Annotated in this window: 19 protein-coding genes; 9 read left to right on the forward strand and 10 right to left on the reverse strand. The window is 57.1% G+C overall.

Annotated elements, in window-relative coordinates; all coding sequences use genetic code 11:
- Positions 1–75: 75 nt before the first annotated feature.
- From VPX56_RS21620 to VPX56_RS21630, 3 genes are all read left to right on the forward strand, one after another.
- The gene (locus VPX56_RS21620; protein ID WP_326468841.1) at positions 76–918 is read left to right on the forward strand and encodes a 23S rRNA (adenine(2030)-N(6))-methyltransferase RlmJ; all 843 of its coding nucleotides are present in this window, start codon (positions 76–78) and stop codon (positions 916–918) included.
- Positions 919–989: 71 nt separating this feature from the next.
- Positions 990–2,342, forward strand: coding sequence for a glutathione-disulfide reductase (gene gorA, locus VPX56_RS21625; protein WP_326468843.1), 1,353 nt, complete (start codon positions 990–992; stop codon positions 2,340–2,342).
- 184 nt (positions 2,343–2,526) lie between these two features.
- Entirely contained in the window at positions 2,527–4,176 is a 1,650-nt protein-coding gene (locus VPX56_RS21630) for an alpha,alpha-trehalase (protein ID WP_131635210.1), read from the forward strand.
- 123 nt (positions 4,177–4,299) lie between these two features.
- Here the strand turns inward: VPX56_RS21630 and VPX56_RS21635 are convergent, their stop codons facing one another.
- Positions 4,300–5,889, reverse strand: a complete 1,590-nt coding sequence (locus VPX56_RS21635) for an STY4199 family HEPN domain-containing protein (protein WP_326468846.1) — start codon at positions 5,887–5,889, stop codon at positions 4,300–4,302.
- Between the two features lie 150 nt (positions 5,890–6,039).
- Here VPX56_RS21635 and VPX56_RS21640 point away from each other — a divergent pair, with 150 nt between their 5' ends.
- Together VPX56_RS21640 and VPX56_RS21645 are read left to right on the forward strand one after the other, a co-directional pair.
- Positions 6,040–6,582, forward strand: a complete 543-nt coding sequence (locus VPX56_RS21640) for a GNAT family N-acetyltransferase (RefSeq protein ID WP_326468848.1) — start codon at positions 6,040–6,042, stop codon at positions 6,580–6,582.
- A 64-nt stretch (positions 6,583–6,646) separates the two neighbouring features.
- Complete coding sequence (locus tag VPX56_RS21645; protein ID WP_131635213.1) at positions 6,647–6,985, forward strand: glycoside hydrolase family protein; 339 nt, start codon at positions 6,647–6,649, stop codon at positions 6,983–6,985.
- Here the strand turns inward: VPX56_RS21645 and VPX56_RS21650 are convergent.
- Both VPX56_RS21650 and VPX56_RS21655 read right to left on the reverse strand, forming a co-directional pair.
- On the reverse strand, positions 6,964–7,566 hold the full coding sequence (locus VPX56_RS21650) for a response regulator transcription factor (RefSeq protein WP_131635214.1): 603 nt from the start codon (positions 7,564–7,566) through the stop codon (positions 6,964–6,966). The genes VPX56_RS21645 and VPX56_RS21650 overlap by 22 nt on opposite strands.
- 173 nt (positions 7,567–7,739) lie before the next feature.
- Positions 7,740–8,498, reverse strand: coding sequence for an SDR family NAD(P)-dependent oxidoreductase (locus VPX56_RS21655; RefSeq protein WP_326468851.1), 759 nt, complete (start codon positions 8,496–8,498; stop codon positions 7,740–7,742).
- Positions 8,499–8,617: 119 nt separating this feature from the next.
- Here VPX56_RS21655 and VPX56_RS21660 point away from each other — a divergent pair, with 119 nt between their 5' ends.
- From VPX56_RS21660 to VPX56_RS21670, 3 genes are all read left to right on the forward strand, one after another.
- Positions 8,618–9,517, forward strand: coding sequence for a LysR family transcriptional regulator (locus tag VPX56_RS21660; protein WP_326468853.1), 900 nt, complete (start codon positions 8,618–8,620; stop codon positions 9,515–9,517).
- Between the two features lie 50 nt (positions 9,518–9,567).
- A complete protein-coding gene (yhjD, locus tag VPX56_RS21665) occupies positions 9,568–10,593 on the forward strand; it encodes an inner membrane protein YhjD (RefSeq protein WP_131635217.1) in 1,026 nt (341 codons plus the stop codon).
- Between the two features lie 262 nt (positions 10,594–10,855).
- Positions 10,856–12,178 (forward strand): MFS transporter, encoded by a 1,323-nt coding sequence (locus VPX56_RS21670; protein ID WP_131635218.1) that lies wholly within the window; start codon positions 10,856–10,858, stop codon positions 12,176–12,178.
- 74 nt (positions 12,179–12,252) lie between these two features.
- On the opposite strand, the gene VPX56_RS21675 is transcribed toward VPX56_RS21670, so the two are convergent.
- Positions 12,253–14,295, reverse strand: a complete 2,043-nt coding sequence (locus tag VPX56_RS21675; protein WP_131635219.1) for an AsmA family protein — start codon at positions 14,293–14,295, stop codon at positions 12,253–12,255.
- Positions 14,296–14,360: 65 nt separating this feature from the next.
- Positions 14,361–15,134, reverse strand: coding sequence for a cyclic-guanylate-specific phosphodiesterase (pdeH, locus tag VPX56_RS21680; protein WP_263610826.1), 774 nt, complete (start codon positions 15,132–15,134; stop codon positions 14,361–14,363).
- Between the two features lie 230 nt (positions 15,135–15,364).
- On the opposite strand from pdeH, the gene kdgK reads away from it, so the two are divergent.
- Complete coding sequence (gene kdgK, locus VPX56_RS21685) at positions 15,365–16,294, forward strand: 2-dehydro-3-deoxygluconokinase (protein ID WP_326468859.1); 930 nt, start codon at positions 15,365–15,367, stop codon at positions 16,292–16,294.
- Between the two features lie 90 nt (positions 16,295–16,384).
- On the opposite strand, the gene VPX56_RS21690 is transcribed toward kdgK, so the two are convergent.
- The 5 genes from VPX56_RS21690 to bcsZ all read right to left on the reverse strand — a co-directional run bounded on the left by VPX56_RS21690 (position 16,385) and on the right by bcsZ (position 26,261).
- Complete coding sequence (locus tag VPX56_RS21690) at positions 16,385–17,878, reverse strand: M16 family metallopeptidase (RefSeq protein WP_263610824.1); 1,494 nt, start codon at positions 17,876–17,878, stop codon at positions 16,385–16,387.
- Positions 17,879–18,103: 225 nt separating this feature from the next.
- Positions 18,104–19,390, reverse strand: a complete 1,287-nt coding sequence (locus VPX56_RS21695) for a dicarboxylate/amino acid:cation symporter (protein ID WP_131635223.1) — start codon at positions 19,388–19,390, stop codon at positions 18,104–18,106.
- 159 nt (positions 19,391–19,549) lie between these two features.
- Complete coding sequence (hmsP, locus tag VPX56_RS21700; RefSeq protein ID WP_263610823.1) at positions 19,550–21,556, reverse strand: biofilm formation regulator HmsP; 2,007 nt, start codon at positions 21,554–21,556, stop codon at positions 19,550–19,552.
- A 119-nt stretch (positions 21,557–21,675) separates the two neighbouring features.
- Positions 21,676–25,173, reverse strand: a complete 3,498-nt coding sequence (gene bcsC, locus VPX56_RS21705) for a cellulose synthase complex outer membrane protein BcsC (RefSeq protein ID WP_326468862.1) — start codon at positions 25,171–25,173, stop codon at positions 21,676–21,678.
- Positions 25,155–26,261, reverse strand: coding sequence for a cellulose synthase complex periplasmic endoglucanase BcsZ (gene bcsZ, locus VPX56_RS21710; protein ID WP_131635241.1), 1,107 nt, complete (start codon positions 26,259–26,261; stop codon positions 25,155–25,157). The genes bcsC and bcsZ overlap by 19 nt, the downstream gene beginning before the upstream one ends.
- Between the last annotated feature and the right edge of the window lie 5 nt (positions 26,262–26,266).

Consider the following 26,266-nt stretch of genomic DNA (forward strand, 5'->3'; position numbering starts at 1 on the left):
CGGGCCTACGGGTAATCTGTGCCGTTCTGCTGTAAACTGTGGCAAATCGTCATTTTCAGCGGAATATCATTACCCATGCTCAGTTATCGCCACAGCTTCCACGCTGGCAACCACGCCGACGTCCTCAAACACACCGTTCAGAGCCTGATCATCGAAGCGCTGAAAGAGAAAGATAAGCCGTTTCTCTACCTGGACACCCACGCGGGCGCGGGGCGTTATCAGCTGAGCGGTGAACATGCCGAGCGCACCGGTGAATACCTTGAGGGTATCGCCCGCATCTGGCAGCAGGACGATCTGCCTGCCGAGCTGGAGCCGTACATTGGCGTAGTGAATCACTTCAACCGCAGCGGCCAGCTGCGCTACTACCCTGGCTCCCCGCTGATTGCCCGCCAGCTGCTGCGCGAGCAGGACAGCCTGCAGCTGACCGAGCTGCACCCGAGCGATTTCCCCCTGCTGCGCTCAGAGTTCCAGAAAGATAACCGCGCCCGAGTCGACAAAGCCGATGGCTATCAGCAGCTGAAAGCCAAGCTGCCGCCGGTTTCCCGTCGTGGCCTGGTGCTGATTGACCCGCCGTACGAAATTAAAACCGACTATCAGGCGGTAGTGACCGGCATCAACGAGGGGTACAAACGCTTTGCCACCGGCACGTATGCGCTGTGGTATCCGGTGGTGCTGCGCGCGCAAATCAAACGCATGATCAAAGACCTGGAAGCGACCGGCATCCGCAAAATCCTGCAGATTGAGTTGGCAGTTCGTCCGGACAGCGATCAGCGCGGCATGACCGCCTCCGGGATGATTGTGATCAACCCGCCTTGGAAGCTCGAAGCGCAGATGAACAACGTTCTGCCGTGGCTGCACAAAACGCTGGTGCCTGCCGGTACGGGCCACGCTACCGTCAGTTGGATCGTGCCGGAGTAATCGCAGGCATTGGTGGAACCTATTGATTTCAGGTATACAATCGCGGCAATTCACGATTAAGGACAAAAGCTATGACTAAGCATTATGACTACATCGCAATCGGCGGCGGCAGCGGCGGCATCGCCTCCATCAACCGTGCGGCCATGTACGGCCAGAAGTGTGCGCTGATTGAAGCCAAAGAACTTGGCGGCACCTGCGTGAACGTGGGTTGTGTACCGAAAAAGGTGATGTGGCACGCGGCGCAAATCCGCGAAGCGATTCATATGTACGGCCCGGACTACGGCTTTGACACCACCATCAATCACTTTGACTGGGACAAGCTGATCGCCAGCCGTACCGCCTACATCGACCGTATTCACACCTCGTACGATAACGTGCTGGGCAAGAACAACGTTGACGTGATCCGCGGCTTCGCCCGTTTCGTGGATGCGAAGACGATCGAAGTGAACGGCGAGACGATCACCGCCGATCACATCCTGATCGCCACCGGCGGCCGTCCGAGCCACCCGAACATTCCGGGCGCGGAATACGGTATCGACTCCGACGGGTTCTTCGAGCTGCCTGCCCTGCCTGAGCGCGTTGCCATTGTGGGCGCGGGCTATATCGCGGTTGAGCTGGCCGGCGTGATTAACGGCCTGGGTGCGGAAGCGCACCTGTTCGTGCGTAAACACGCGCCGCTGCGCAGCTTTGACCCGCTGATCGTGGACACGCTGGTAGAGGTGATGAACGCTGAAGGTCCAACCCTGCACACCAACGCCGTGCCGAAAGACGTTGTGAAAAACGCGGACGGCAGCCTGACGCTGGCGCTGGAAGATGGCCGTAGCCAGACCGTTGACTGCCTGATCTGGGCGATCGGTCGTGAACCGGCGAACGACAACTTCAACCTGGCCGTCACGGGCGTGAAAACCGACGACAAAGGCTACATCGTTGTCGATAAGTTCCAGAACACCAGCGTGCCGGGCATCTACGCGGTAGGTGATAACACCGGTGCGGTTGAGCTGACGCCGGTCGCCGTTGCGGCGGGCCGTCGTCTCTCCGAGCGCCTGTTTAACAACAAGCCGGACGAACATCTGGACTACAACCTGATCCCGACCGTGGTCTTCAGCCATCCGCCAATCGGCACTGTTGGCTTAACCGAGCCGCAGGCGCGCGAGCAGTACGGCGATGACCAGGTGAAAGTGTATAAATCGGCGTTCACCGCAATGTATACCGCCGTTACCTCTCACCGTCAGCCGTGCCGCATGAAGCTGGTCTGCGCGGGGCCGGACGAGAAGATTGTCGGTATCCACGGCATTGGCTTTGGCATGGACGAAATCCTGCAGGGCTTTGCGGTGGCGCTGAAGATGGGCGCAACGAAAAAAGACTTCGATAATACCGTGGCGATCCACCCGACGGCGGCGGAAGAGTTTGTTACGATGCGCTAGTCCTGATGCCCCTCTAAAGAGGGGCATTTTTTATTCACATACATAAATCGTTGCAAAACGAATGCTCCGAAAATCGTGATCCACCGCACATATCCCTCCACAACTACCGAAGCGAATGTCTACGCTTATAAGACGCCCGGAAAAACCTGTCTTTGAGAACACATACCCGGAGGTCTTTATCATTATGTTCAACCAGAAACTACAGGCTGCCGAGAACATCGAATTCGAGATTGCAGAAGAGCTGCGCTACGAGACCGATCCCTGCGAGTTAAAACTGGATGAGATGATCGAGGCGGAGCCGGAACCAGAAATGATTGAGGGCCTGCCCGCGTCGGATGCGCTGACGCCCGCAGACCGCTATCTTGAACTGTTTGAGCACGTGCAGTCGTCGCGGCTGTTTGCGGACAGCAAAACCTTCCCCGACTGCGCGCCGAAAATGGACCCGCTGGATATCCTCATCCGCTACCGCAAAGTTCGACGCCACCGCGATTTCGATCTGGCGCGCTTCGTGGAGAACCACTTCTGGCTGCCGGAAGACTACAGCAAGGAGTATGTTTCAGACCCCGGTCTGTCACTGAAAGAGCACATCGATAACCTGTGGCCGGTACTCACCCGCGAGCCGCAGGATCATATTCCCTGGTCCTCTCTGCTGGCGCTGCCGCAGGCGTATATTGTGCCGGGTGGACGATTCAGCGAGACCTACTACTGGGACTCGTACTTCTCGATGCTGGGGCTGGCGGAGAGCGGGCGCAACGATCTGCTGAAGTGTATGGCGGACAACTTCGCCTGGCTGATTGAGCGCTACGGCCATATTCCGAACGGCAACCGCACCTACTATCTCAGCCGCTCCCAGCCGCCGGTCTTTGCCCTGATGGTCGAGCTGTTCGAGGAGGACGGCGTGCGCGGTGCGAAACGCTATCTGGATCACCTCAAGATGGAATACGCGTTCTGGATGGACGGCGCGGAGTCGCTGCTGCTCAACCAGGCCTACCGCAGCGCCGTGCGCATGCCGGACGGCTCATTGCTCAACCGCTACTGGGACGACCGTGATACGCCGCGCGACGAGTCCTGGATTGAGGATGTGGAAACCGCTCGCCACTCCGGGCGCCCGCCCAATGAGGTATATCGCGATCTGCGGGCCGGTGCGGCCTCTGGCTGGGATTACTCGTCCCGCTGGCTGCGCGATCCCTCGCGGCTCGCCAGCATCCGCACCACGCAGTTTATTCCTATCGATTTGAACGCCTTCCTGTTCAAGCTGGAAAGCGCGATCGCCAATATCTCCGCGTCCAAAGGGGATAAAGAGGTTGCCGAGGAGTTCCGTCAGAAAGCGAGCGACCGCCGCGCGGCGGTGAACCGCTATCTTTGGGATGACGAGAACGGCTGTTACCGCGATTACGACTGGCGACGCGAAGAGATGGCGCTGTTTTCTGCCGCCAGCATTGTTCCGCTGTACGTTGGCATGGCGACGCACGAGCAGGCCGAGCGCCTGTCTGACGCGGTGAAAGCCCGCCTGCTGACGCCGGGCGGTATCCTGGCTACGGAGCACGAAACGGGTGAGCAGTGGGATAAACCCAACGGCTGGGCGCCGCTGCAGTGGATGGCGATCCAGGGGTTCAAACAGTACGGCAACGATTCGCTGGGGGATGAGATCGCCTGGAGCTGGCTGCAGACGGTTAATCATTTCTACAAAACGCACCACAAGCTGATTGAGAAGTACCATATCGCCAGCAGCACGCCGCGCGAAGGCGGCGGGGGTGAATACCCGCTGCAGGATGGCTTCGGCTGGACCAACGGCGTGGTGCGTCGGCTGATTGGGCTGTATGGGGAGCCTTGAGGGGAGTGCGGACTGGTCCCCTCACCCTAACCCTCTCCCCAGAGGGGAGAGGGGACTGCACGGTGCGCTCTTTATCTCCCTCGCCCCTTTGGGGAGAGGGCTGGGGTGAGGGGGGAAAAAAATTTAGCGAATCACCTCATAAATGGCAGTCTGAATGGACTGCCATTTTTTTGTGGTCGCATCCGGCTGCGATTTGGCGCGGCGCGTGGCCATATCGGCGTCGTGCTGCTGGCGCTTCACCACCGCCGGCACCGTGCAAAAGGCTTTCAAATACTCCTTCCGCATTGAGGTCAGAGATTCACCGTTGGCCATGGCGTGGCTGAGCGTGTTGATAAAGCGGCGGCACGGCTTTTCTTCCACCATGTTGCTGCGATAGCGCAAGATCAGCTCCAGCACAGCGTCATGGCCTGCCGACATCGCCTCTTCTGTCCATGAGAGCTTCCAGTCCATCCCCCCCTGCAAAAACAGCAGCGCCACGCGGGTATCGTTACGGTTGATGGCCGAACGGAAATTATTTTCGTCCCAGGTGACGCCCATGCGCGTCAAGGTTTCACGCGAGGACGGCGCTTCGCGCATCTCTTCCGGCTGCGCGGCTTCTACAGCCTTTGCGGCGACGGCCTGAGGTTTATCGCTGGTCACCAGCCAAAATCCACCGACGACAATCGCGATGACCATCACGCCCACCGCCACCCAAAGCATGCTGGAGATGAGCTGCTCACGCTGTTCAGGCGTTCGCGGTGCGCGCTGGGCAGGCTTTTCAATCGTGTCGCGGACCTCAAACAGATCGCCTCCGGTTACCCGATCCATTTTCTGCGCCTTTTCCCAGAAGGCGTGCAGCTCGCTGGCATCGACCGCCATTATCCCGGCCGGATTGATGCGCGTCCTTCCCTCTTCAAACGCACGCTGAACGGGGTGAGTGATTTGTGAATAGTAGTTATCGAGCAGCTGGATTTGCGCCGAGCTGAGCGTCTGCTGCACGGTAATGCAGTTGCGTATCTTGCGGATGTCATTAAGGAAGGTTTGCAGCGTTTTGCGCGGTTCAACCAGGAGCGTCAGCATGGCCGGATCGTTAAACTGTGAGGCGTAGTAGCGACTGAATTCTTTTTTATCCACCAGCAGCTGCGCCAGCTCGCTGAACATCATGCCGCTCAGGATATCGTTGATTTCGCCAAGCTTCAGCCAGCGACGCACGCGGTCGGCGTTAAACAACGTCTTAAGGTGATTACTCAGCCGCACCTGATCGGGCCACGCCTGCTGAATCAGCCCCTTTATCATCAGCTCGATCGCCCGCACCTGCTTGTGGGCCTGCTGCTGTTGGATCTCGTTGTCGGGCGTCAATTCGGTGCTATAGGTCAGGAGAGGCTGCTGCAGGCGCAGGTGCTCCAGGGCGGTGACAAAGCGCATAGCGGCAATAAGCTGGTTTTCACTGACATCCTGGCCGCTTTCATACTGCGGCACACGCTGCTGCAGCAGGCGCAGCTGCAGCGTGAAGTCTGACATCTCAGCGTCATTCAGGTTGAGCTGCTTCGCAACGGCTCCCCATCCGCCCATTCCTAAACGGGCAGTGTCCAGCTGCTCCAGAAACCAGCGCGGATCTTTGCCTTCTGAAACATGCACATTCAGGAGAAGCAGGATTTCGACAGAGGCCTGACGAATGACGGCCAGGCAGTGTTCGAACTGCTCGCGGATATGATGTGATGTGCTGAGAGTCATTGTTTTCCTTGAGAGACAACGAATACATCAAAACTGACCACGCAAGAGTGGTTTTTCTTTTTATTTATACGAGGTTATAAACATACCTGACTTTCTGTTGAAATAAAGTGACAACCTTATAATCATGACAAAAGCCTCAGGAGAATCTTAATGCCAGCCTTCACTACCGCACGTCTTACCTGTACGCCGCTGCAGGAGCAGGATTGGCCTTTCTTCCTTGCGCTCCAGCAGAACCCGGAGGTAATGCGTTTTGTTGCAGATAATCGCCCTGTATCGGCGATCCGTGACGCGTTTGATTCCCGTCTGGCACCCTGGACGCCCGGCAGCGCGCACTGGCTTTGTCTCGTCGTCCGCGACGCTGCCACGCAGACGCCGCTGGGGGTGACGGGTTACATTCAGTGCGAGGAAGCCTGTGCCGAAGTCGGATTTCTCTTCGCCCCCTCCGCGCAGGGTAAAGGCTATGGCTTTGAATCCCTGCAGGCGCTCTGCACATTTGCCTTTACCGAAGGCAAAATACGTCGGCTAAGCGCCACCGTAACGGCCGGAAATAGTGCCTCAAGACGCCTGCTGGAAAAAACCGGCTTTCAACGGGAAGGTGAGCTACGCGAAAGCTATTACCTTGGCGGACGCTGGCACAATGACTGGCTGTTTGGTTTGTTGAAACACGAGTACCCCTTAACCGCCGATCGATAGCCATTTGGCGGATATATCCGATGTTTCGTTTCCAGTAGAGTATCGCTATTAAGAGGAAACGAATATGAAAGGTTATCCGCTGAAGATATCGTCTTCTGCCATCACATTAATTAAGAAACAGCAGGGTTTATCCCTAGAAAAGTATTGTGATAATAAGGGATTATGGGTTATTGGATATGGTCACGTTATCCGCGAGTGGGAACATTTCCCCAAACTTATAACGCCCCTCCAGGCCGAATATTTACTCTTCGACGACCTTGAATTATGCGAGACGCTGCTGCGGGAAAACGGTACGCGACCATTAACCCCACAGCAGCACGACACCGTGGTTATGCTGATATTTGGTGCGGGTGACATCTCATCCCTTTCTCACGAGATCCTTCAGGCTATCACCCGGGTATAGTACATGGCTGCCTGGGTTCGGTTTTTAACCTCCAGACGGCGGAAGAGTGCTTCCAGATGCGCTTTTACCGTCGCCGCGCTGATATTCAGGCTGCGGCTAATTTCCTTGTTCGATTCACCGGCGGCCAGCAGTTTCAGCACTTCTCGCTGACGTTCGCTTAACGATAATACGGCCTGCTGCGACGGCGGTTGGCTGATCCACTCCCCGGGAAAACAGACCATCCCTCTTGAGACCGAATCCAGCACGGCGGAGAACCGTTCAGGATTTGCATTGCGGGGAATAATCGCCATTATGTTGTTCTGCAGCAGCTGCTCGGCCCATTGGGCTTCTCGTTTAGACAGCACCATTATCACGCGACTGGCCGGATAGCGGGCCATTATGTCGTTCAGAAAAGCGATGCCGTCATCCTGAATTAAATTCCCATCAATCATGACAATGGCTGTGGGTGAGGCTGCCAGCGACGCCCATAATTCATCTGTCTGACAGGTCCCTGTCATATTTATTCCCGGAATCAACTTCTGCAGACTGTGTTTCGCTCCATGAATAAATAATGACTGCCTGTCAAACATGATTACTCGCATATTATTTTCCCCTCTGAGAACAGCGAAGGGGGATTCTACCGAGGCATAATTTGAGAAAAAACTCAATGAATGGGAAGGTTACAAATCCAGCCGCGATCTTTAAATATGCCAGTATTTAGAAACATTCTTTTTAAGGATATCCTTAAAGGGTTCCCTCCCCTTAAGATAAGACCTTACAGGAACATACCGCCCGATACTTCAATGCGTTGCGCGGTCATCCATCCCAGCCTATCGCTAAGCAGCGCCGCAATTGCATCGCCAATGTCGTCCGGTAAGCCCACGCGCCCCAGCGCAGTTTGCGAAGCCAGCATCTGATTCAGCTCGGCGTTATCGCGCACACGGCCTCCGCCAAAATCCGTTTCGATAGCGCCCGGCGCGATGACGTTGACGGAAATCCCGCGCGCCCCAAGCTCTTTGGCCTGATAGCGGGTCAGCACTTCCATTGCCCCTTTCATCGCCGCGTAAGTGCCGGAGCCTGGCTGGGTAAAGCGGGCCAGACCGCTGGAGACGTTGAGTATCCGACCCCCGTCGTTTATCAGCGGCAGCAGACGTTGGGTCAGGAAGAAGGGTCCTTTGAAATGCACGTTAAGAGCATCGTCAAACTGCGCTTCCGTTGTCTCGGTATAGGGTGCATACAACCCCGTCCCGGCGTTGTTTAATAAATAATCAAACCTGTCGCGCTGCCAGACCGTTTTCAGAATTTCCTGAACTTGCAGGGCAAACGCCTCAAAACCGGCAACATCCCCAACGTTAAGCTGTAATGCGGCGGCCTTACCGCCTTTTTCCTCAACGTGACGCACCACGTCGAGCGCCTCCTGCCGGCTGCTGTTATAGGTCAGGATGATTCCTGTCCCCTTTGCTGCCAGCTTCAATACCGCGTTTTTACCCAGGCCACGGCTCCCACCTGTTACTAATGCAATACGTTCAGACATAAGAAACCTCGTTTCGGCTGTTATGAAGATTGAGAAAGAGCTTATTAGGTGATAGAAAATCAATAAAGGGTGTGCTGAGCGCTTCACTGTTTCGCTTATAACAACAATGAGCTTTGCCTATGGATAAAATTCACGCAATGCAGCTTTTTATTCGCGTCGCTGAGCTGGAAAGTTTTTCCCGCGCGGCAGAGACGTTGAGCCTGCCAAAAGGCAGCGTCTCGCGTCAGATTCAGGCGCTTGAAAATCTTCTGGGAACCCAGCTTCTTCACCGCACCACGCGCCGCGTCAGCCTGACGCAGGACGGAATGGTCTATTACGAACGGGCAAAAGACCTGCTGACCAACCTCGACGAACTCGACGGGATGTTCCAGCACGACCCTTCCAGCATCAGCGGACGGTTGCGCGTGGATATGCCCGTCGGCGTTGCTCGAAATTTAGTCATCCCCAATCTGCCCGCGTTTTTACAGCAGTATCCCGGGATTGAACTCGAATTGAGCAGCAGCGACCGCCTTGTGGACGTCATTCGTGAAGGATTTGACTGCGTGGTGCGCGTGGGAACGCTGAAGGATTCGGGGCTGATCGCGCGCCCGCTGGGTCGGCTTTCGGTGATCAACTGCGCCAGCCCGGATTATCTTGCGCGTTTTGGCTATCCGGAAACGCTGGACGATCTCGGTTCCCACGCAGTGATTCATTACGCCGCCACGCTGGGCACCCGCCCGCAGGGCTTTGAATTTTATAACGGCAGCGCAACGCAGTGGGTGAAAACGGGCGGGATACTGACGGTAAACAGTACAGAAACCTACCATGCAGCCTGTATCGCCGGGCTGGGCATTATTCAGGTACCGCGCGTCGGCGTGCGTGACTCCCTGCGCGCGAAAAAACTTATCGAAATTCTGCCGCAATACCGGGCGGAACCTATGCCGGTTTCCCTGATTTACCCCCACCGCCGTAACCTCTCCCGCCGGGTGCATCTCTTTATGGAGTGGCTTACCGACCTCACAAAAGCCTACGTGGATTAACCGCAGGCTATAATTCAATAACCTCCAGCTCAACGAAAAGGAAAACGCGCGTGACGCCGGAAAATAACCCGCAACGACCAACTCAACATTTGGATTATGATCCCATCAAAAAGATGGAAACCGAGCCTGAAGAGCCAAAATCACCCGGTACTGCCACCAGGGCGCTGGGGACCGTCACCAGCATGGCAGAGAAGATTCAGCAGATCCCCATGATTGCGCATGTGATACGGGCCACCGAGCGCTTTAATGACCGCATGGGCAATCAGTTTGGCGCGGCCATCACCTATTTCTCTTTCCTGTCGATGATTCCAATCCTGATGGTGTCATTTGCCGCCGCCGGTTTCGTGCTTGCGTCGCACCCGACGCTGCTGCAGGACATCTTCAATAAAATCCTGACCAACGTCAGCGACCCGACGCTCGCCACCACGCTCAAAAGCACCATTAATACCGCCGTGCAGCAGCGTACCACCGTCGGGATCGTGGGGTTACTGATTGCGCTGTACTCGGGAATCAACTGGATGGGCAACCTGCGCGAAGCGATCCGTGCCCAGTCGCGCGACGTCTGGGAGCGTACGCCGCAGGATCAGGAAAAAATTTGGATTAAGTATCTACGCGACTTTATCTCCCTGATCGGCCTGCTCATTGCGCTGATCGTGACGCTCTCGATTACCTCCGTCGCCGGTTCTGCCCAGCAGATGATTATCTCTGCGCTCTATCTCGATTATATTGAATGGCTGAAGCCCGCCTGGCGCGGGATTGGGCTGGCGATCTCCATCTTTGCCAACTACCTGCTGTTCTTCTGGATCTTCTGGCGCTTGCCCCGCCATCGCCCGCGCAAGAAGGCGCTGATCCGCGGAACGCTGATTGCGGCGATCGGCTTTGAGGTGATTAAAATTGTGATGACCTACACCCTGCCGTCGCTGGTGAAATCGCCTTCCGGCGCGGCGTTTGGTTCGGTGCTGGGGCTGATGGCGTTCTTCTACTTCTTCGCCCGCCTGACGCTGTTCTGCGCCGCGTGGATTGCCACCGCCGAGTACAAAGATGACCCGCGCATGCCGGGCAAAACGCACCGCTAACTCATCCATCGGGCTGAAAATTTCAGCCCGATTCATCATTTCAGCATATAAATCCAGTCCGTAACTTTTATTTAACCAAAAACCAGTTTTATTCTCTAATATTTAAAAACTGTGAAGCATTTCATGGAAGAGATTTGGCTGGCCTGAAAATTATCCGCTTTTTGTTGCTTTTATCGCCAACTTACGACTTTGTTACAGATTGAAATGTCGCTTTTGCTATGCCTAATATGGCCGTTCGTTCGTCAAAAAATAAGAAAATATTATGCAAGCAACAGCCACCACACTCGACTCTGAGGCCGGTCAAACGCCGGTAAACTCACGCAACAAAGTTGTCGTCGCATCGCTGATTGGCACCGCCATTGAGTTCTTCGACTTTTACATTTACGCCACCGCAGCGGTCATCGTCTTCCCGCATATCTTCTTCCCGCAGGGCGATCCGACGGCGGCCACGCTGCAGTCGCTGGCAACCTTTGCCATCGCGTTCGTTGCGCGTCCGATTGGCTCAGCGCTGTTTGGTCACTTTGGCGATCGCATCGGTCGTAAAGTGACGCTGGTCGCCTCGCTGCTGACCATGGGGATCTCCACCGTCGCGATCGGCCTGCTGCCGACCTACGAAACCATCGGCATTCTGGCTCCCGTGCTGCTGGCGCTGGCGCGCTTTGGTCAGGGCCTGGGTCTTGGCGGTGAATGGGGTGGCGCGGCGCTGCTGGCAACCGAGAATGCCCCGGCGCGCAAGCGTGCGCTGTACGGTTCTTTCCCACAGCTTGGCGCGCCGATTGGCTTCTTCTTCGCTAACGGCACCTTCCTGCTGCTCTCCTGGCTGCTGACGGATGAACAGTTCATGAGCTGGGGCTGGCGTATTCCGTTTATCTTCTCAGCCGTACTGGTGCTGATTGGCCTGTATGTGCGTGTTTCCCTGCACGAAACCCCGGTGTTTGCCAAAGTCGCCGCGGCGAAAAAGCAGGTTAAAGTGCCGCTGGGCACGCTGCTTACCAAACACGTCCGCGTGACCGTGCTGGGCACGTTCATCATGCTGGCGACCTACACGCTGTTCTACATCATGACCGTCTACTCTATGACGTACAGCACCGCCGCGGTGCCGGTTGGCCTGGGCCTGCCGCGTAACGAAGTGCTGTGGATGCTGATGATGGCGGTAATCGGCTTTGGCGTGATGGTGCCGATTGCCGGTCTGCTGGCGGATAAATATGGCCGTCGCGCGAGCATGATTGTTATCACCTCGCTGATAATCCTGTTTGCGCTGTTCGTGTTCCCGCCGCTGCTGGGTTCAGGCAGCCCTGCGCTGGTGATGGCGTATCTGCTGATTGGCCTGAGCCTGATGGGATTAACGTTCGGCCCGATGGGCGCGCTGCTGCCGGAGCTGTTCCCGACCGAAGTGCGTTACACCGGCGCGTCGTTCTCCTACAACGTTTCGTCTATTCTGGGCGCGTCCGTTGCGCCGTACATCGCCACCTGGCTGCAGGCGAACTACGGTCTGTTCTATGTGGGCGTCTATCTGGCATCTATGGCCGCGCTGACGCTTATTGCGCTGCTGCTGACGCACGAAACGAAGCATCAGGCTCTGTAATTCACTGCGGCCTGATGCCCTCACCCCGGCCCTCTCCCACAGGGAGAGGGAGAAAGGCAAAAACAGACCGCACCTTACTTCTTCATCTGCGCAAGAATGTTACGGCACTGATTAGCATCCCCTTCTGACGGCGAAATCAATGCCAGCAGCGCTGCGGCTGGCGTCACCAGCGTGGCGAGGGCTGCGGCGACTGCGCCGCGCGCAATCAGCGGCCCGGCCTTCACGCCCGCCTGCGGATTTTTGAAGGTGCCGCGCACGTAGAGCGGCGAGCGCAGGGTGATGATACGAATCCCCTTACTTTCCGGATCGATGGTCAAATCCAGCTGCTCAGAGGCCATGCTGGCGGTGCCGGTCACGTTGATAACCGCATTTTCCGTGTCAAAGGCGAAAATCTGCGGGCGCGCCACGCCGTTGACAAGATCCACGTTCGCCGCCGCGCAGTTCACGCGAACCTCATCATCGCCAAAGATTTGCCCGATGATGAAGTTACCGACGTTCAGCCCCAGGATCTCCATCAGGTTTCGGCTGATCAGCCCGTCGTTCATCAGCAGCTTCAGGTTGCCGTTGCCGCTGCCCAGCAGCGCCGCCACGGAATTACCCGTGCCGCGAATGTCGGCATCGCCGTTCATCTCACCGAGCGTTTTCTGCATCAGCTCGACGTTGGGCATCAGCTCTTTCAGCTTAAGCCTGCGCGCCTGGATCTCCGCCCGCCCCTGCATCGGCTTTTTGTCGCCCTCAAGGTGGATGTTGGATGAGATTGTCCCGCCCGCCAGGCCAAACTTCAGCGGCTGCAGGCGCAGGTCAGCGTTTTTGAGGATGATGTGCGTTGAAAGGTCGCTGATGGGCAAGGTGCTGCCATGCTCAATCTTCCGCCCCTTGAAGCGAACGTCCGCGTCCATCACGTCCCATTTGTCGGTTTCAAAGCGGTCATACGGCAGGACTTTCCCCGAAGGCTGTACGTCCTTTTTCACCTCTTTTGACTTCGTGCCTTTCCCGGAATCGACGCCAATCAGCGGCCCCAGATCGGCAAGCCTCAGCTGACGGGATTCCACATCTCCTTCCAGTTTCGGGCGCGGTTTTCCGGTGGAATAGGTCAGCGAACCATGAATATCGCTGTCGCCAATACGGCCGTTGAAATCCCGGTAGTCAAAGACCGAGGATTTCTGCGTGTCAATTTTCGCTACCAGATGCCCGTCCGTTTCAAACGGCGGCGTATCCGGCAGGAGGACGCCGGTGAGATCGTACAGTTCGCCCAGCGAGTCGCCTGCAAACTTCAGCTGCAGATCGACGCCGCCCATGTTCATCGGGTCGTTAACCGTGCCCACGAACGCCACGCGGGTGTTGCCAGAGCGGAAATCCGCCTGCACCGGGAACGGCGTGCCTTCGCTGCGCAGGGCCAACATGCCGCCAATTTTCCCCTTGCCGGTTAGCGGCTGGCCGTTATACCGCCCCTTCGCCGTCAGGCCGAACACGTAATCGCCGGCTTTAGCGTTATCGCCTTTGGCTTTACTGCCGGTGACTTCGCTGAAAGGCAGCGGTTTTCCTAACGGATCGACCAGGATCTCCACGTCCGCCTTGCTGACCTTATCGTCAATGGCGATCCGCCCGCGATCGAAGAGAATGTTGTCGAGGCGGAAAGACCAGGATGAAGGCTGTGCGTTGGGATCTTTTTCGCCGTCGCTGGCGAGGTTAAACGTCCAGTTATTGTTTTTTTCAGAGAGGCGGATAAGTCGCGCATCGGGCTTCTGGAGCTTGATCCACGGCAGATAGACCGTTTTGGTCAGCAGCGCTAAGGGTGCCAGCGTCGCTTCGACGCGCGGCAGATGGACCATCGTGACGTCGGGGATGTCCGGCGGGTTGCCGAGAACAATGTCGTCAGCATGAACGTGCGGCCAGGGAACCCAGCTTCGCCAGCCCGTTTCTTCTTTCTGGCGTTCCCAGACCACGCCCAAATCGCCTCGGATCGCGAAGGGGCGATTTAGCTCGGTCGAGACTTTCTGGTTGATGGTCGGCTTGAGTCGGTTCCAGTCGAACGTTGCGATAATGATGATAGCGATCGCGATCAACAACAAGAAAATCCCTGCTGTCCAGGAGATAACCCTGGTTGTTTTTGTCATTTTCGTCCCCTTTCCTGATGACTTTGCCTATAAAACTATAGTCCAGACAAAGGGAAGCGGGCAGATCAGAGGTGGGTTATCACGGTTTCCAGGGTATTCACCGGAACCGGGCGGGAGAGGAAATAACCTTGCGCGGCGGCTGCGGGTGAGTTTTGGACATCGCGCCACTCCTCCAGCGTTTCAACGCCTTCGACGATGACGCCCTGGCAATAGCGGTTCATCAGCTGGAGCAGCAGCGTGAACAGATTCCGTCCTTCCGGGGTCTGTCGCAGCATGATGAACAGGTCGCGCGCCACTTTAATGTAGTCGTAACGCACTTCACTCAGCGCGGAGAAATTCGCCATGCCCGTTCCAAAGTCATCCAGCCACAGCGGACCAAATTCGCACATTGAGGCAAACGACGACTCCTGCGGTAAGCGGACGTGTTCTACCAGCTCAAAGCGCATCCACGGCAGGGTCGCGATCAAATCCTGCAGTTTCGGGTTCTGCCGCAAGGCCAGCAGGGTCGGACCATCCACGTTCACCGAGGCAAGGATATTGTGCTGCTCGAAAAAGGGCTGTTTCGTCGCCAGCAAGCGCAGCTGTTCTTCCAGAACGTCCAGACGCTGGCGAACGGCAACTTCGGCAAAATAGCGATCGGGCGCGATGCGCTGCGAAGGATTAGAAGGGTGCGTAACGACCGTTAAAATTTCAATCGCCATCAGTCGACCGTCCGTTCGGTAGATCGGCTGATAGGTATATTCACGCTCACACTGCAGCCAGTAGCGATGCTCCTGCAAGTTCTCAATACTTGCCTCAGGCGTAGTGTTCAGCCGCTGGATAACCTGCTCTGACTTCATTTCAGATGTCCTGTTGTTGGGGATGGCCTTTCTGGACTCGTCACTGGGTTATCGGCGCAGCAATTGAGAACTTTATGTTCAATTCGCCGGGAAGATGAAATTAAGATGACAGAAATTGCCCGGAACACGTGCTGGCTCAAAAAAAATAATGGAACGATGTTTTAAGATAGTTGACCACATAATTCACTCAGCGCACACTACCGTTAATTACTCTGTTCAGGTTCACGACTATGTCTAAAAAAATTGCCGTGATTGGCGAATGCATGATTGAGCTGTCACAAAAAGGCGCGGAAGTTAGCCGCGGTTTTGGTGGCGATACCTTAAACACGTCCGTTTATATTGCCCGTCAGGTTGCCCCCGAGGCACTTACCGTGAACTACGTTACCGCCCTGGGAACGGATAGCTTCAGCCAGCAGATGCTGGAAGCCTGGCAGAGTGAAAACGTTCAAACCTCGCTGATCCAGCGCATGGAAAATCGTCTGCCGGGTCTGTACTACATCGAAACCGACAGCACCGGGGAGCGCACCTTCTACTACTGGCGTAACGAAGCCGCCGCCAAATTCTGGCTGGAGAGCGAGGCCGCAGGCGCCATTTGTGAAGAGCTGGCCACCTTCGACTATCTCTATCTGAGCGGCATCAGCCTCGCAATCTTAAGTCCGGAGAGCCGCGAAAAGCTGCTGTCGCTGCTGCGCGAGTGCCGCGCCAACGGCGGCAAGGTGATTTTCGATAATAACTACCGTCCACGCCTGTGGGCGAGCCGCGAAGAGACGCAGCAGGTGTATCAGCAGATGCTGCAATGCACCGACATCGCGTTCCTGACGCTCGACGACGAAGATGCCCTGTGGGGCGAGAAGCCGGTTGATGAGGTTATCGCGCGCACTCAGGCCGCAGGCGTCAGTGAAGTGGTCGTTAAGCGTGGCGCAGAGTCCTGCCTGGTTGCCGTTGCGGGCGAAGCCGTCGTAGACGTGCCGGCGGTGAAGCTGGCGAAAGAGAAAGTGATCGATACCACGGCGGCGGGTGATTCCTTCAGCGCGGGTTATCTGGCGGTACGCCTGACGGGGGGAACCCCTGAAGCCTCGGCCCTGCGCGGCCATCAGACGGCCAGCACCGTGATCCAGTATCGAGGGGCGATTATTCCGCGCGAGGCAATGCCTGCTTAACGGGCTTTGCCCCTCACCCCTGCCTCTCCCCAAAGGGGCGAGGGTGTTTGTAGTTCCCTCTCCCACAGGGAGAGGGCCAGGGTGAGGGGATTACTGCCCCTGCGGAATATCCGTCGCATCCTGGTGTAAATCATCTGCCACCGCAGGCTGCGCTGCCTGAGATACCGGCGCCATAATTCCATTCCAGGTCGCCTGCAGCTCCTTCATGTCATATTCCGGTTCGCCTTTCGGCTGCAGAAGGATCAGCGCCATATCCTGCGACAGCTGCTGACGTAAATCCTGATTCAACATTTCAACGGTCAAACCGTTCAGGAAGTCCTGACGCAGCTTCTGATACTGCTCGGGTGCAATATCCACAACCTGGTTTTGCAAGGAGCGAATGCGCTGGCTAATCAGAATGTCCGTATCGGCGCGGGCATAGGTTGCAAACAGCTTCTGCAGCTCGAGTTTTTTCTGCGCCACCAGCGCGTTGAACTCTTCTTCAGAGAGGCCATCTTTGCGCACTTTTTCCAGCTCTTTCGCGACCACGCCAAGATTCGCATTCAGCTTATCGCTCGGCGACTCGACGTTAATGGCGCACTGCGCACGCTGGAACAGCACGCGGCAGTCAAAGCCCAGGCCGATATTCTTCACGTTATTTTTGCTCAGCGTCTGCTGGACGTGCCAGAACAGCGCCTCACGCGCCAGATCGGCGCGCCAGTAGCGCAGCAGCGCGGCTGATTCGCGGATAGGCTGCCATGCGGTGTCCCACATCATGGAGAGACGGTCCTGGCGCACGGTGTCCGTCATGATGCTGACGGGCTCTGCACGCAGCGGAGAGAGCGTCGGTACAGGGGCTGGCGTCTCACGCTTGCCTTTCAGGTCGCCAAACGCTTTGTTGATCTGCTCAACTACCGCGCGGCTGTCTACGTTGCCGACCACGATCAGCGTCATTGCGTCCGGGGTGTACCATTTCTGGTAGAAGGAGTTGACCTGCTCAACGTCCACCGGCTGCTTCAGCGGCTCTGCCGGATCGTGCCCGAGCAGCGTTGAGCCTTTCAGGCGATAGCGCCACCAGCCCTCTTTGGTGTCCACAGGCCAGGTCGCGACCATATCGCTGTTGCTGAGCGCGTAATTCACGGTGTCCGGCGTAATCGCCAGCTTGCCGGTGGCATCGGAGAGATAGGTTAGCGCTTCTTTTAGCAGATCGTTTCGGTTGTTCGGCAGGCTCAGGTTAAACATGGTGTAGTCGTAAGAGACCACAGCCGGAGGCAGCGGGCGTTTCGGATCGATGGCCTGTTGCCAAAGGGAACGCACCTGAACCGCCTGCAAACTGCCGCTCTGGGTGAGCGCCAGTCGAGGAATAAAATGGCTAAAGCCGGTCTGCTGGGTGCTTTCAGTGAGTGAGCCGGTATTCACTGACAGACGGATTTCGATACGGTCGCTGGGACGCTGCGGGGTGGCTAAAACTTGCCACTGAAAACCATTCGCCAACGTCCCTTGTTGCCAGGCCGGGTCTGGCTGGAGCGCATCTGCCTGCACATAACTGGCTGCTGCCATCATCAGCAAACCGCCGGTTAAGAGTCGAATTTTTGTGCCCTGCATGTGAACCCCTGATCAACATTCCTGGTTAAAAAGAGTGTCTCGCGACGCGCTTCACTCTAAAAGATGACGATGAAAACACGTCGATTAGACCGCGTGTTCGGCAAAACGTCACGGTTCGAAGTGAAATATACCCAAAAAAAATCTTGTCGAAGTATGACAGGTATGAGCGGTTATTATGCGCAGGAGCCCGCATTCCGACAAGGGAATGCGGGTATTTTCAGGATATCAGGAGGATAAACCGGCGGTTTTGTCACCCGCGTTACGGTTGTTTAACGTATCGTCGAGCTTTTTATGATCCAGCTCTTTCACCCACTTCGCGACCACTACCGTTGCCACGCCGTTACCGACCAGGTTGGTTAACGCGCGGGCTTCAGACATGAAGCGGTCGATCCCCAGAATGAGCGCCAGACCCGCCACCGGCAGGTGCCCCACGGCAGAGATGGTGGCTGCCAGCACGATAAAGCCGCTGCCCGTGACCCCAGCCGCCCCCTTGGACGACAGCAGGAGCACCACCAGCAGCGTAATCTGGTGGAAGATATCCATATGGCTGTTGGTGGCCTGCGCGATAAATACCGCCGCCATCGTCAGGTATATCGAGGTGCCGTCCAGGTTGAACGAGTAGCCCGTCGGAATTACCAGCCCCACCACCGATTTCCGGCAGCCCAGCTTTTCCATCTTATCGAGCATACGCGGCAGCGCCGATTCAGAGGACGAGGTCCCGAGAACAATCAGCAGCTCTTCGCGGATATAGCGGATAAATTTGAAAATGCTGAAGCCCGCCGCACGGGCGATGGAACCGAGCACCACCACCACAAACAGGATACAGGTAATGTAGAAGCAGACGATCAGCTGGCCCAGCTGTACCAGCGTACCGACGCCGTATTTACCAATCGTGAAGGCCATCGCGCCGAAGGCCCCAATCGGTGCCAGGCGCATGATCATGTTGATGATGCCGAAGATGACCTGCGAGAAGCTTTCAATCACGTTGAAGATGAGCTGGCCTTTGCTGCCCAGGCGATGCAGGGCAAAACCAAACATCACGGCAAACAGCAGCACCTGCAGGATGTTCCCGCTGGCGAATGCGCCGATAACGCTGCCAGGAATGACGTCCAGCAGGAAGGCCACCACGCCCTGGTCCTTCGCCTGGTCGGCGTAAATCGCCACCGCTTTGGCATCCAGCGTTGACGGGTCAACGTTCATTCCCGCGCCGGGCTGAACAACGTTAACAATAATGAGGCCGATAATCAGGGCAATGGTGCTGACCACCTCAAAATAGAGAAGGGCCACTGCGCCGGTACGACCAACCGCCTTCATGCTTTCCATGCCCGCGATGCCGGTCACTACCGTACAGAAGATCACCGGAGCGATGACCATTTTGATCAGCTTAACGAACGCGTCGCCAAGCGGTTTCATTTGTGCGCCCAGTTCAGGGTAGTAGTGGCCAAGCAAAATACCGATTGCGATGGCCGTCAGGACCTGAAAGTAAAGGCTTTTGAAGAGAGAGGTTTTCATAGGGTGTCCTTGGAAAGAAAAACCACAGGCTTTTTAAGGTTATGGTTAACCTGCGGCTTTAAAATAACACCCGTATAACAGGACAGAAATAAACCAGGTTCAAATTTGAAACACAAATGTTAAGAACTTTGAGCTGACTCGCACAAGCCAGCAACAAAATTACGCTTTTGCGTGGTTGTCTGCGTCGGTAAGGTAACGCTGTTCAAAGACGTCAGAAGGTACGGCACGGGCAAACAGGAAGCCCTGACCGCTCTCCACCCCCGCCTCGGCCAGCCAGCGGCGCTGGGCCTCCGTTTCGATGCCCTCTGCAATCACGTGCAGTTCCAGGCTTCGCGCCATCTGAATAATCGCCTGCACCATGCTGCTGTCATTCGGCAGCCCTTCGACAAAGGCTTTGTCGATTTTCAGGACATCCACCGGCAGCGTTTTCATATGCTGAAGCTGGCGCAGCCCGGCATAGCCCATGCCGAAATCGTCCAGCGCAATGCGAATACCGGCGTTACGCAGCGGCTTCAGGATAGCGACCGCCTCGTTGGGATCGTCGATACGTCGGCTTTCCGTGACTTCCAGAATGAGGGTATCGGGCTGAATTCGGTAACGATGGATAAGCTCGAGCATCTCGGACACCATCGTCGGGTGCATGAGCTGCAGGGCAGAAAGATTCACCGATAGCGGCAGAGTGACGCCGCGCTCCTGCCAGGCAGCAAGCTGGCGGCACGACTCCTCCAGCACCCAGTAACCGACGGTCACCATCAGGCCGCAGGACTCGATGCGCTCGATTAGCCCTTCCGGCAGCTCCCACGAGCCGTCCGGCTGCTGCACGCGCAGCAGTGCTTCCGCGCTTTTGACTTCTCCCGTCAGTAAATTCACCTGCGGCTGGAGCCAGATAGCAAACTGACGGTTGTCAAGCGCGGTAAGGATGTCGCTCTCTTCGGTCAGGCGCTTCTGCGCCTTTTCCATCTGTTCCGGGTCGAAGAACTGGATCTGATTTTTACCTTTCCGACGGGCGGTGAAGGCCGCCGAAATCGCTCGGCTGTAGAGCTGCTCTGCGGTCAGGTCGCCGTAGAACATCGCAATCCCAATGCTGGCGCTCGGGCGCAGCTGGATACCCTGAATTGGCAGCCGCTCATTAATGACAGTGAGCACTTGCTGACCTAACGTAATCGCATGCCACGGCTCTTTCACGCCGTGGGCGATGACGACCAGGTCGTAGCCGCTGACCTGGGTCAGCACCATGCGCGGGGCAAGCACGGATTTGACCTTTTCCACCAGCGTCAGGAGCAGGATCTCGCGCTGGCTCTCTTTAAGCACGCCCGCCGTATCCTGCAGCGTTTCGCAGGCAATCACCATCAGCGCGGTGGTTTGCTGGCGCGCAACGGTCTGCTCCAGCAGCGCCATAAGAAACGCTTTATTAGGCAGATCAGACACCGGAAAGCGCGTGGCGCTGCTGTTCAGTTCATCCTGATGACGCTGTATACGCTGCTGGTTTATGTTGTAGCTGCGCACCAGCATGCCGATTTCATCGTCGTGATGGAGGCGGGGCAAGGTCAGCTGATGGCTAGCCTGGTCCTGCGGAGCGAGGTTGTTCAGTTCGCGGGCGATTTTCCGCAAAGGGTGCACGATCAGCCGGTTAATACACCAGGTCAGCGCCACGCTCAGGATCAGCGTCATAAGTAAGCAAGTGGTCACTAACGTAACAACCCAGCTCATGACGAATTTATACATCCGATAGGAGTCTGCCTGCAGGACCAGATAGGCTAACGGCTGCGGGTTAGCGGGCCGCTCAAGGGAATAGATGGGCAAGGAAATTTGTACCGGCAGCTCGAACAGCCGCATGACGGTTACCGGAACGGGACGTTCAGGGATAAAGCTCATCCGCAGTGCCTGAAACTGGTTAGGCAGTACCACGTCTGCCCGACTGACAATCCCCGCAGGCTGAATGCGTTTCAAAATGGTTTCCGCTTCCGGGATATCCCCTTTCAAAATGGAGGAAGAAAGCGGTTCACGCACCGCGCGGGCGATGCTCTCTAATTGCGAAGCCGTGTTATAGCGATTCTGCTGTACGGAATGAAACAGCAAAATTACGCAGAAAAGGAGGACAAACAGCATAGTGACGGCAGACACCATCGCCATCTGTTTGATCGTTAAAGAACGGCTGACACGCAAAATGACTCTCCACAAAACTCGAAGCGCAAGGCGCACCAGGGTGTAAACCTGGTGCGCCTGAGTATACCCGATTGCTGTACTTTTAAGAGAGACATGCTGCTGGATTAAGTAAAATCTGATTACCAGTCAGCATAGGGTATGAGCGGCTGCGGCGGTAAGTCCATATCGCCCTGCCATCCCGCGGCGGAATAACGAACATACAGAAGGGCATGGCTCGGGGTATAGTCTTTTGCTTGCTGAATATCGACGCCCAGACCCACGAACCAGTTAGACGTCACGCGGCGCTCAATAATCGCTCGTGCGGTGTAACCCGTACCCGACGAGGAACTGCCGTTTTCAGGCTCGCCTTTGTCGGAATACATGTCCTTACCGTCGGCATCCACCTGGTTATCCGGAATCAGACTCTGGATCGGATAGCGCATGCCATCCTTGGTTTTAGAGTGCGACCAGGAGACGGAGCCGCCCAGCTCCCATGACCAGTTATCGGTGCGCTTACGCCAGGTCACCGGCAGGGCGAAAGAGACGTACTCCTGCGGGCTGTAGTAACCGCCCTGGCCCAGGGTGTAGCCGCTCAGATCTTTATCGTAGTGCCAAAGCATGTTGGAGACGCCGACCGTCAGGCGTTCGTTGTTCTCGTTGATCAGCTTGTAGTAATAGCCGGTCATCCAGCGGATGCGCCAGTTATCTTCCACATTTTTACCGGTCAGGCTGTCCACGTTCAGGCTCGACCAGATGCCGTTCGCCTCACCTTTGTCATAGCTTAGGCTCACGCCACCGCCGGTCGAACGTACGCCGCCCCAGGTGGTATCGGTATTGGTGTCTTTTTGACCAGCGAAGGCCAGAACAGAGCTGGAGATCGGACGACGATGCGCATTCAGGGTGTAGCCAATCGGCCCGAGGTCATTGCTGTAGCTTACGCCACCAACCACATCCACCACGTCGAACCCCATCGGCGTGGTGCCAATATCCCATGACCAGGTTTTATTCTGCCAGCCAACCGCCACGCTTGCGCCGTTGGCAGACTGGTTGGTGTTGCCGCTACACGGCGTTTCGGCGCAGGTCCCCCATTTGGGATCGTATTTCCCGTCCTTGGTCGCAAAGCTACCCGCATCCATATTCACCAGATCGCTGCGGAAGAACATCCGTCCGTCGGAGAGCGGTGCATCAACCTGCAGCATGGTGGTGTGCGCCTTGAGATCGGAATAACCGCCCGTGCCGCTGGAGCCCCAGTAATCATGCTGCAGCGTGACGTTCAGGTCCTGCTGCTGGTAAAGCTCACCCGCATCGCTGCGCACGCCGCGCTTCAGCCAGTCGTCGTTTTCATCATTGCGGGTCAGACGGGTAAAACTGTCGTTGTCGGTCGGACGCGTCGTCGTGATGCCGGACGACACCATCGCGTCTTTATACGTCTCCAGCGCCTGCTGAGGCTGGCCGTTTTGTGCCTGGAAGCGGGAAGCATCACGTAATACCAGCGCGTTTTCCATCGACGCAGGCTGTGATTTAGCCTGCGGGATGATTTTACCAAACGTCTGCTCTGCCGCAGCGGTATCGCCCAGGCCAGCCTGCGCCATCGCGATTCGACGCTGCACGTTGAGCGATAGCGGCTGCCCGTTCTGCGCGGCAGGCAGTTTTGCCAGCTCGGCGCGGGCCGCGTCTTTGTTGCCTTCGCTGATATAGACCTCGGTCAGACCGAGGATAGCATCTTCGTTTTGCGGCTCGCGCTGCAGCACGGTGCTGTAGGCGGTTTTTGCCGCCGTGCGGTCGCCACGCTGCTGCGCCCAGTCCGCAAGGGTTAAATCAATGCGAGTTGACGCGGGCTGCTGGCGAAGCAGGGATTCCGCCTCCCGTTCTTTTCCGTCGTCGCGCAGGCGGTTGGCGGTTTCCAGCACCTGGTTACTTTGCAGACGATCCGCCAGCTCCTGGATATTGCCGTTCCACTGGCTACGCGGCAGCGTGTTCAGGTGTGCCAGCGCGACCCTGTCCCGATCGTTACCCGACAGATAAAGGCCGTTGGCGTATACCTGATCCGGATCGGTCGGCTTCTGGCTGGCAAGCTGACGCATCAGCGTATCGGCCTGGCTGCGCTGACCCGCGCTGTAGAGATCGCGCGCGAGACGATAGGTGATCCACACGTCGCCCGGAGAAAGCGCCAGACGGCGGCGCTGAATTTCAGCGGCCTGGGCGTATTTCCCCTGGTTTTCAAGCTGCTCCGCCTGGGCAGAAAGCTGTTCGTTCGTCAGGCTTCGCTCAATGTCATCAATGCTGCGGCGCTGGCTGGCCGAGAGCGACTGGATAAACTGCGAGGCTTTCTCCGGGGACTGCGTGCGGTAAATATTGGCAAGACCACGCACCGCATTGCTGTTGCCGCTGTCCATGCGCAGCGCCTGGCGATAATAACGTTCGGCAGCGTCGTTATCTTTGCGCGCCGCCGCCGCGTCACCGAGCCCCAGCACCGCGTAGCTGTCGGTATTGTCGAGGCTGCGCGCCTGCTGGTAATAGCGCTCGGCCTGGGCCGTATTATTCGCTTTTAACGCCGCATCGCCCTGCTGGATCAGCAGCCAGTAGCGGTTAACCTTCAGCAGGCTATCCCACTTGCCGCGGTTATCGCTCTGGGGATCGAGGGCGATCGCTTTTTCAAACTGCGCCACCGCGCGGGCGCGATCGCCTTTTTGTGAATAGGCCTGACCCAGCGCGCCAACGGCTTCGCTGTCGGCATGGTTGGCGCTGACGGCTTTCTGCAGCTCCGCCACCGCCTTACCGCCCTGCCCGGCGTCCACCGCGGCTAATCCTTCCGCTTTCGCGCGGAAGGTGGGATCGGCAAGCTGTTTTTGCTGCGCTTCCAGCTGCGAACGCGCGGCCGTCACGTTATCGCCATCGCTGAACACGCTCAGATATTTTTGCAGCGCGCTTACGCTGGCGCTGCTGGCTGGCTGATCCTTAATCTGCTGATACCACATATCAGACGCCTGATTGCGGCCGCTGTTGGATTTTGCCATCTCCTGCAGCACCGCAAAGGCTTCATCACGGCGTCCGGTCTGGAACAGAAGCTGCGCCAGCGTGGCCTGCAGCTGCGTATTGCCCGGATTGCTGGCATTGATTTTCTTCAGCTGGTCGATCGCCGACGCGCGGCGGGCAGGATCTTTTGCCACCACGTTCCAGTATTCGGTGGCCACTTCTCCACTCGGCGGATTGCCGGCGAAGAGCTTGTCATAGGCGGCAATCGCTTCCTGCGTATGGCCCGTCGTGGCAAGCAAGCGAGCCTGCTGAAGCGCCTGACGTCCATCGGGCGTTGAAAGCAGCATCGTAGTGCGTGACGACTGATAGACAGTGGAGCCCGGCGCAATCCCCTTCAGGCGATCCAGCTCTTTTTGCGCCCCGCCGGTATCGCCCTGGCGAAGCAGATAGCGGAAGCGGGCAGCAATCACGTCGGGGTTGTTCGGATCAATCAGCTCAAGACGATAGAGCGACTGACGAACCAGATCCTCACGCTGCGTCGATTCACCCAGACGCACCTGCTCCAGCAGCTGTTGCTGCTGGGGAGAATTGGCGGCCTCGGCCAGCGGCATCAGCGCAAGGCCTAGCGATAAACTGAGTAGATTTACTGTGAACTTGCGCATTCCTGGCCCCAATCCGGTATTAATTCACCTTTGCTGGTGAAGCGAAAACGATGCTGATCCCATCCTTGCCCAAAGAGCGTCAGCACGTAGCTGTAGTAGGCGTTGTTATCGGGAAAATGGTCGGCAACGCGCTGGCGTTGTACCGCTTGCGCATCACGCTGTTGTAAAAACGGCAGCATAGCGGCGGAAAACCCCACCGGGCCATCGCCCGTGCGTTTCCCGGTTGCCACATCCACTTTTTCCGGCGGCAGGCCCCGTTTTGCCGTCATTGCGGCCATCGGCTGGAAACGCGCCTGGAGTCGGGCTTTCTGCGGGTCTTTGTCGCTCATCATCCCCACCCAGAGATAGACGCGAATGGCATCGTAGCTGCCCAGCAGCGACGCATCCTGCTGGAGCTGCCAGCCCTTGTCCTTACGGTACTGCACCCAGTTCGGTGAAAAGCCCTTTGGCGCGGTCTCCATCAGTAAACGCAGGTTGGTTTCACGCAGCGTGGTCCAGGGGGCGCCAAAACGGGTGAAATAGCTCGCCAGCTGAGGGGGCAGATAGCTGGGGTTAAAGCGCCAGGCATGCTCTTCGGCAAAGCCCACTTTACCCGGCAGCAGCATTGAGCCAAGTCCGGGTACGTTCACCACCTCTTCGCTGGCAATGCGCTTGAGCAGGGCCTTTCCGATGCGGGTGTAGTCCTGATTTTTCCATAACCGACCCGCTTCGAGCAGCGTCCAGGCAATCCAGATATCGGCATCCGAGGCGGAATTGGTGTCAATCACCGCCCAGGTCTCGTTATCCTTCTGTCCCCATAGCCAGGCGGGCAGATGGTCGTCCAGGCTGCCCTGAGCAAGGTTGTCGCGCGTCCAGGCCAGCAGCCGATCGAAGGCCTTACGGTCATTCGCGGCCAGCGCGAAGAACAGCGCGTAGCTCTGCCCTTCCGAGGTGCTGATTTTGCGCGTGTCGCTGGGGTCAATGACGCGCCCGCCCTCGCTGATGTAATCCTTTTTAAACTGCTCCCAGGCAGGCCAGGTACAGGCGGCGCGGAGATTCGTCGCCGCCAGCATCAACGCTGCTAATACACACCAGCGAAAGGCTTTCATCACGG

The organism is Enterobacter wuhouensis, from assembly GCF_035835995.1.
GTDB classification, from domain to species: Bacteria; Pseudomonadota; Gammaproteobacteria; order Enterobacterales; family Enterobacteriaceae; genus Enterobacter; species Enterobacter wuhouensis.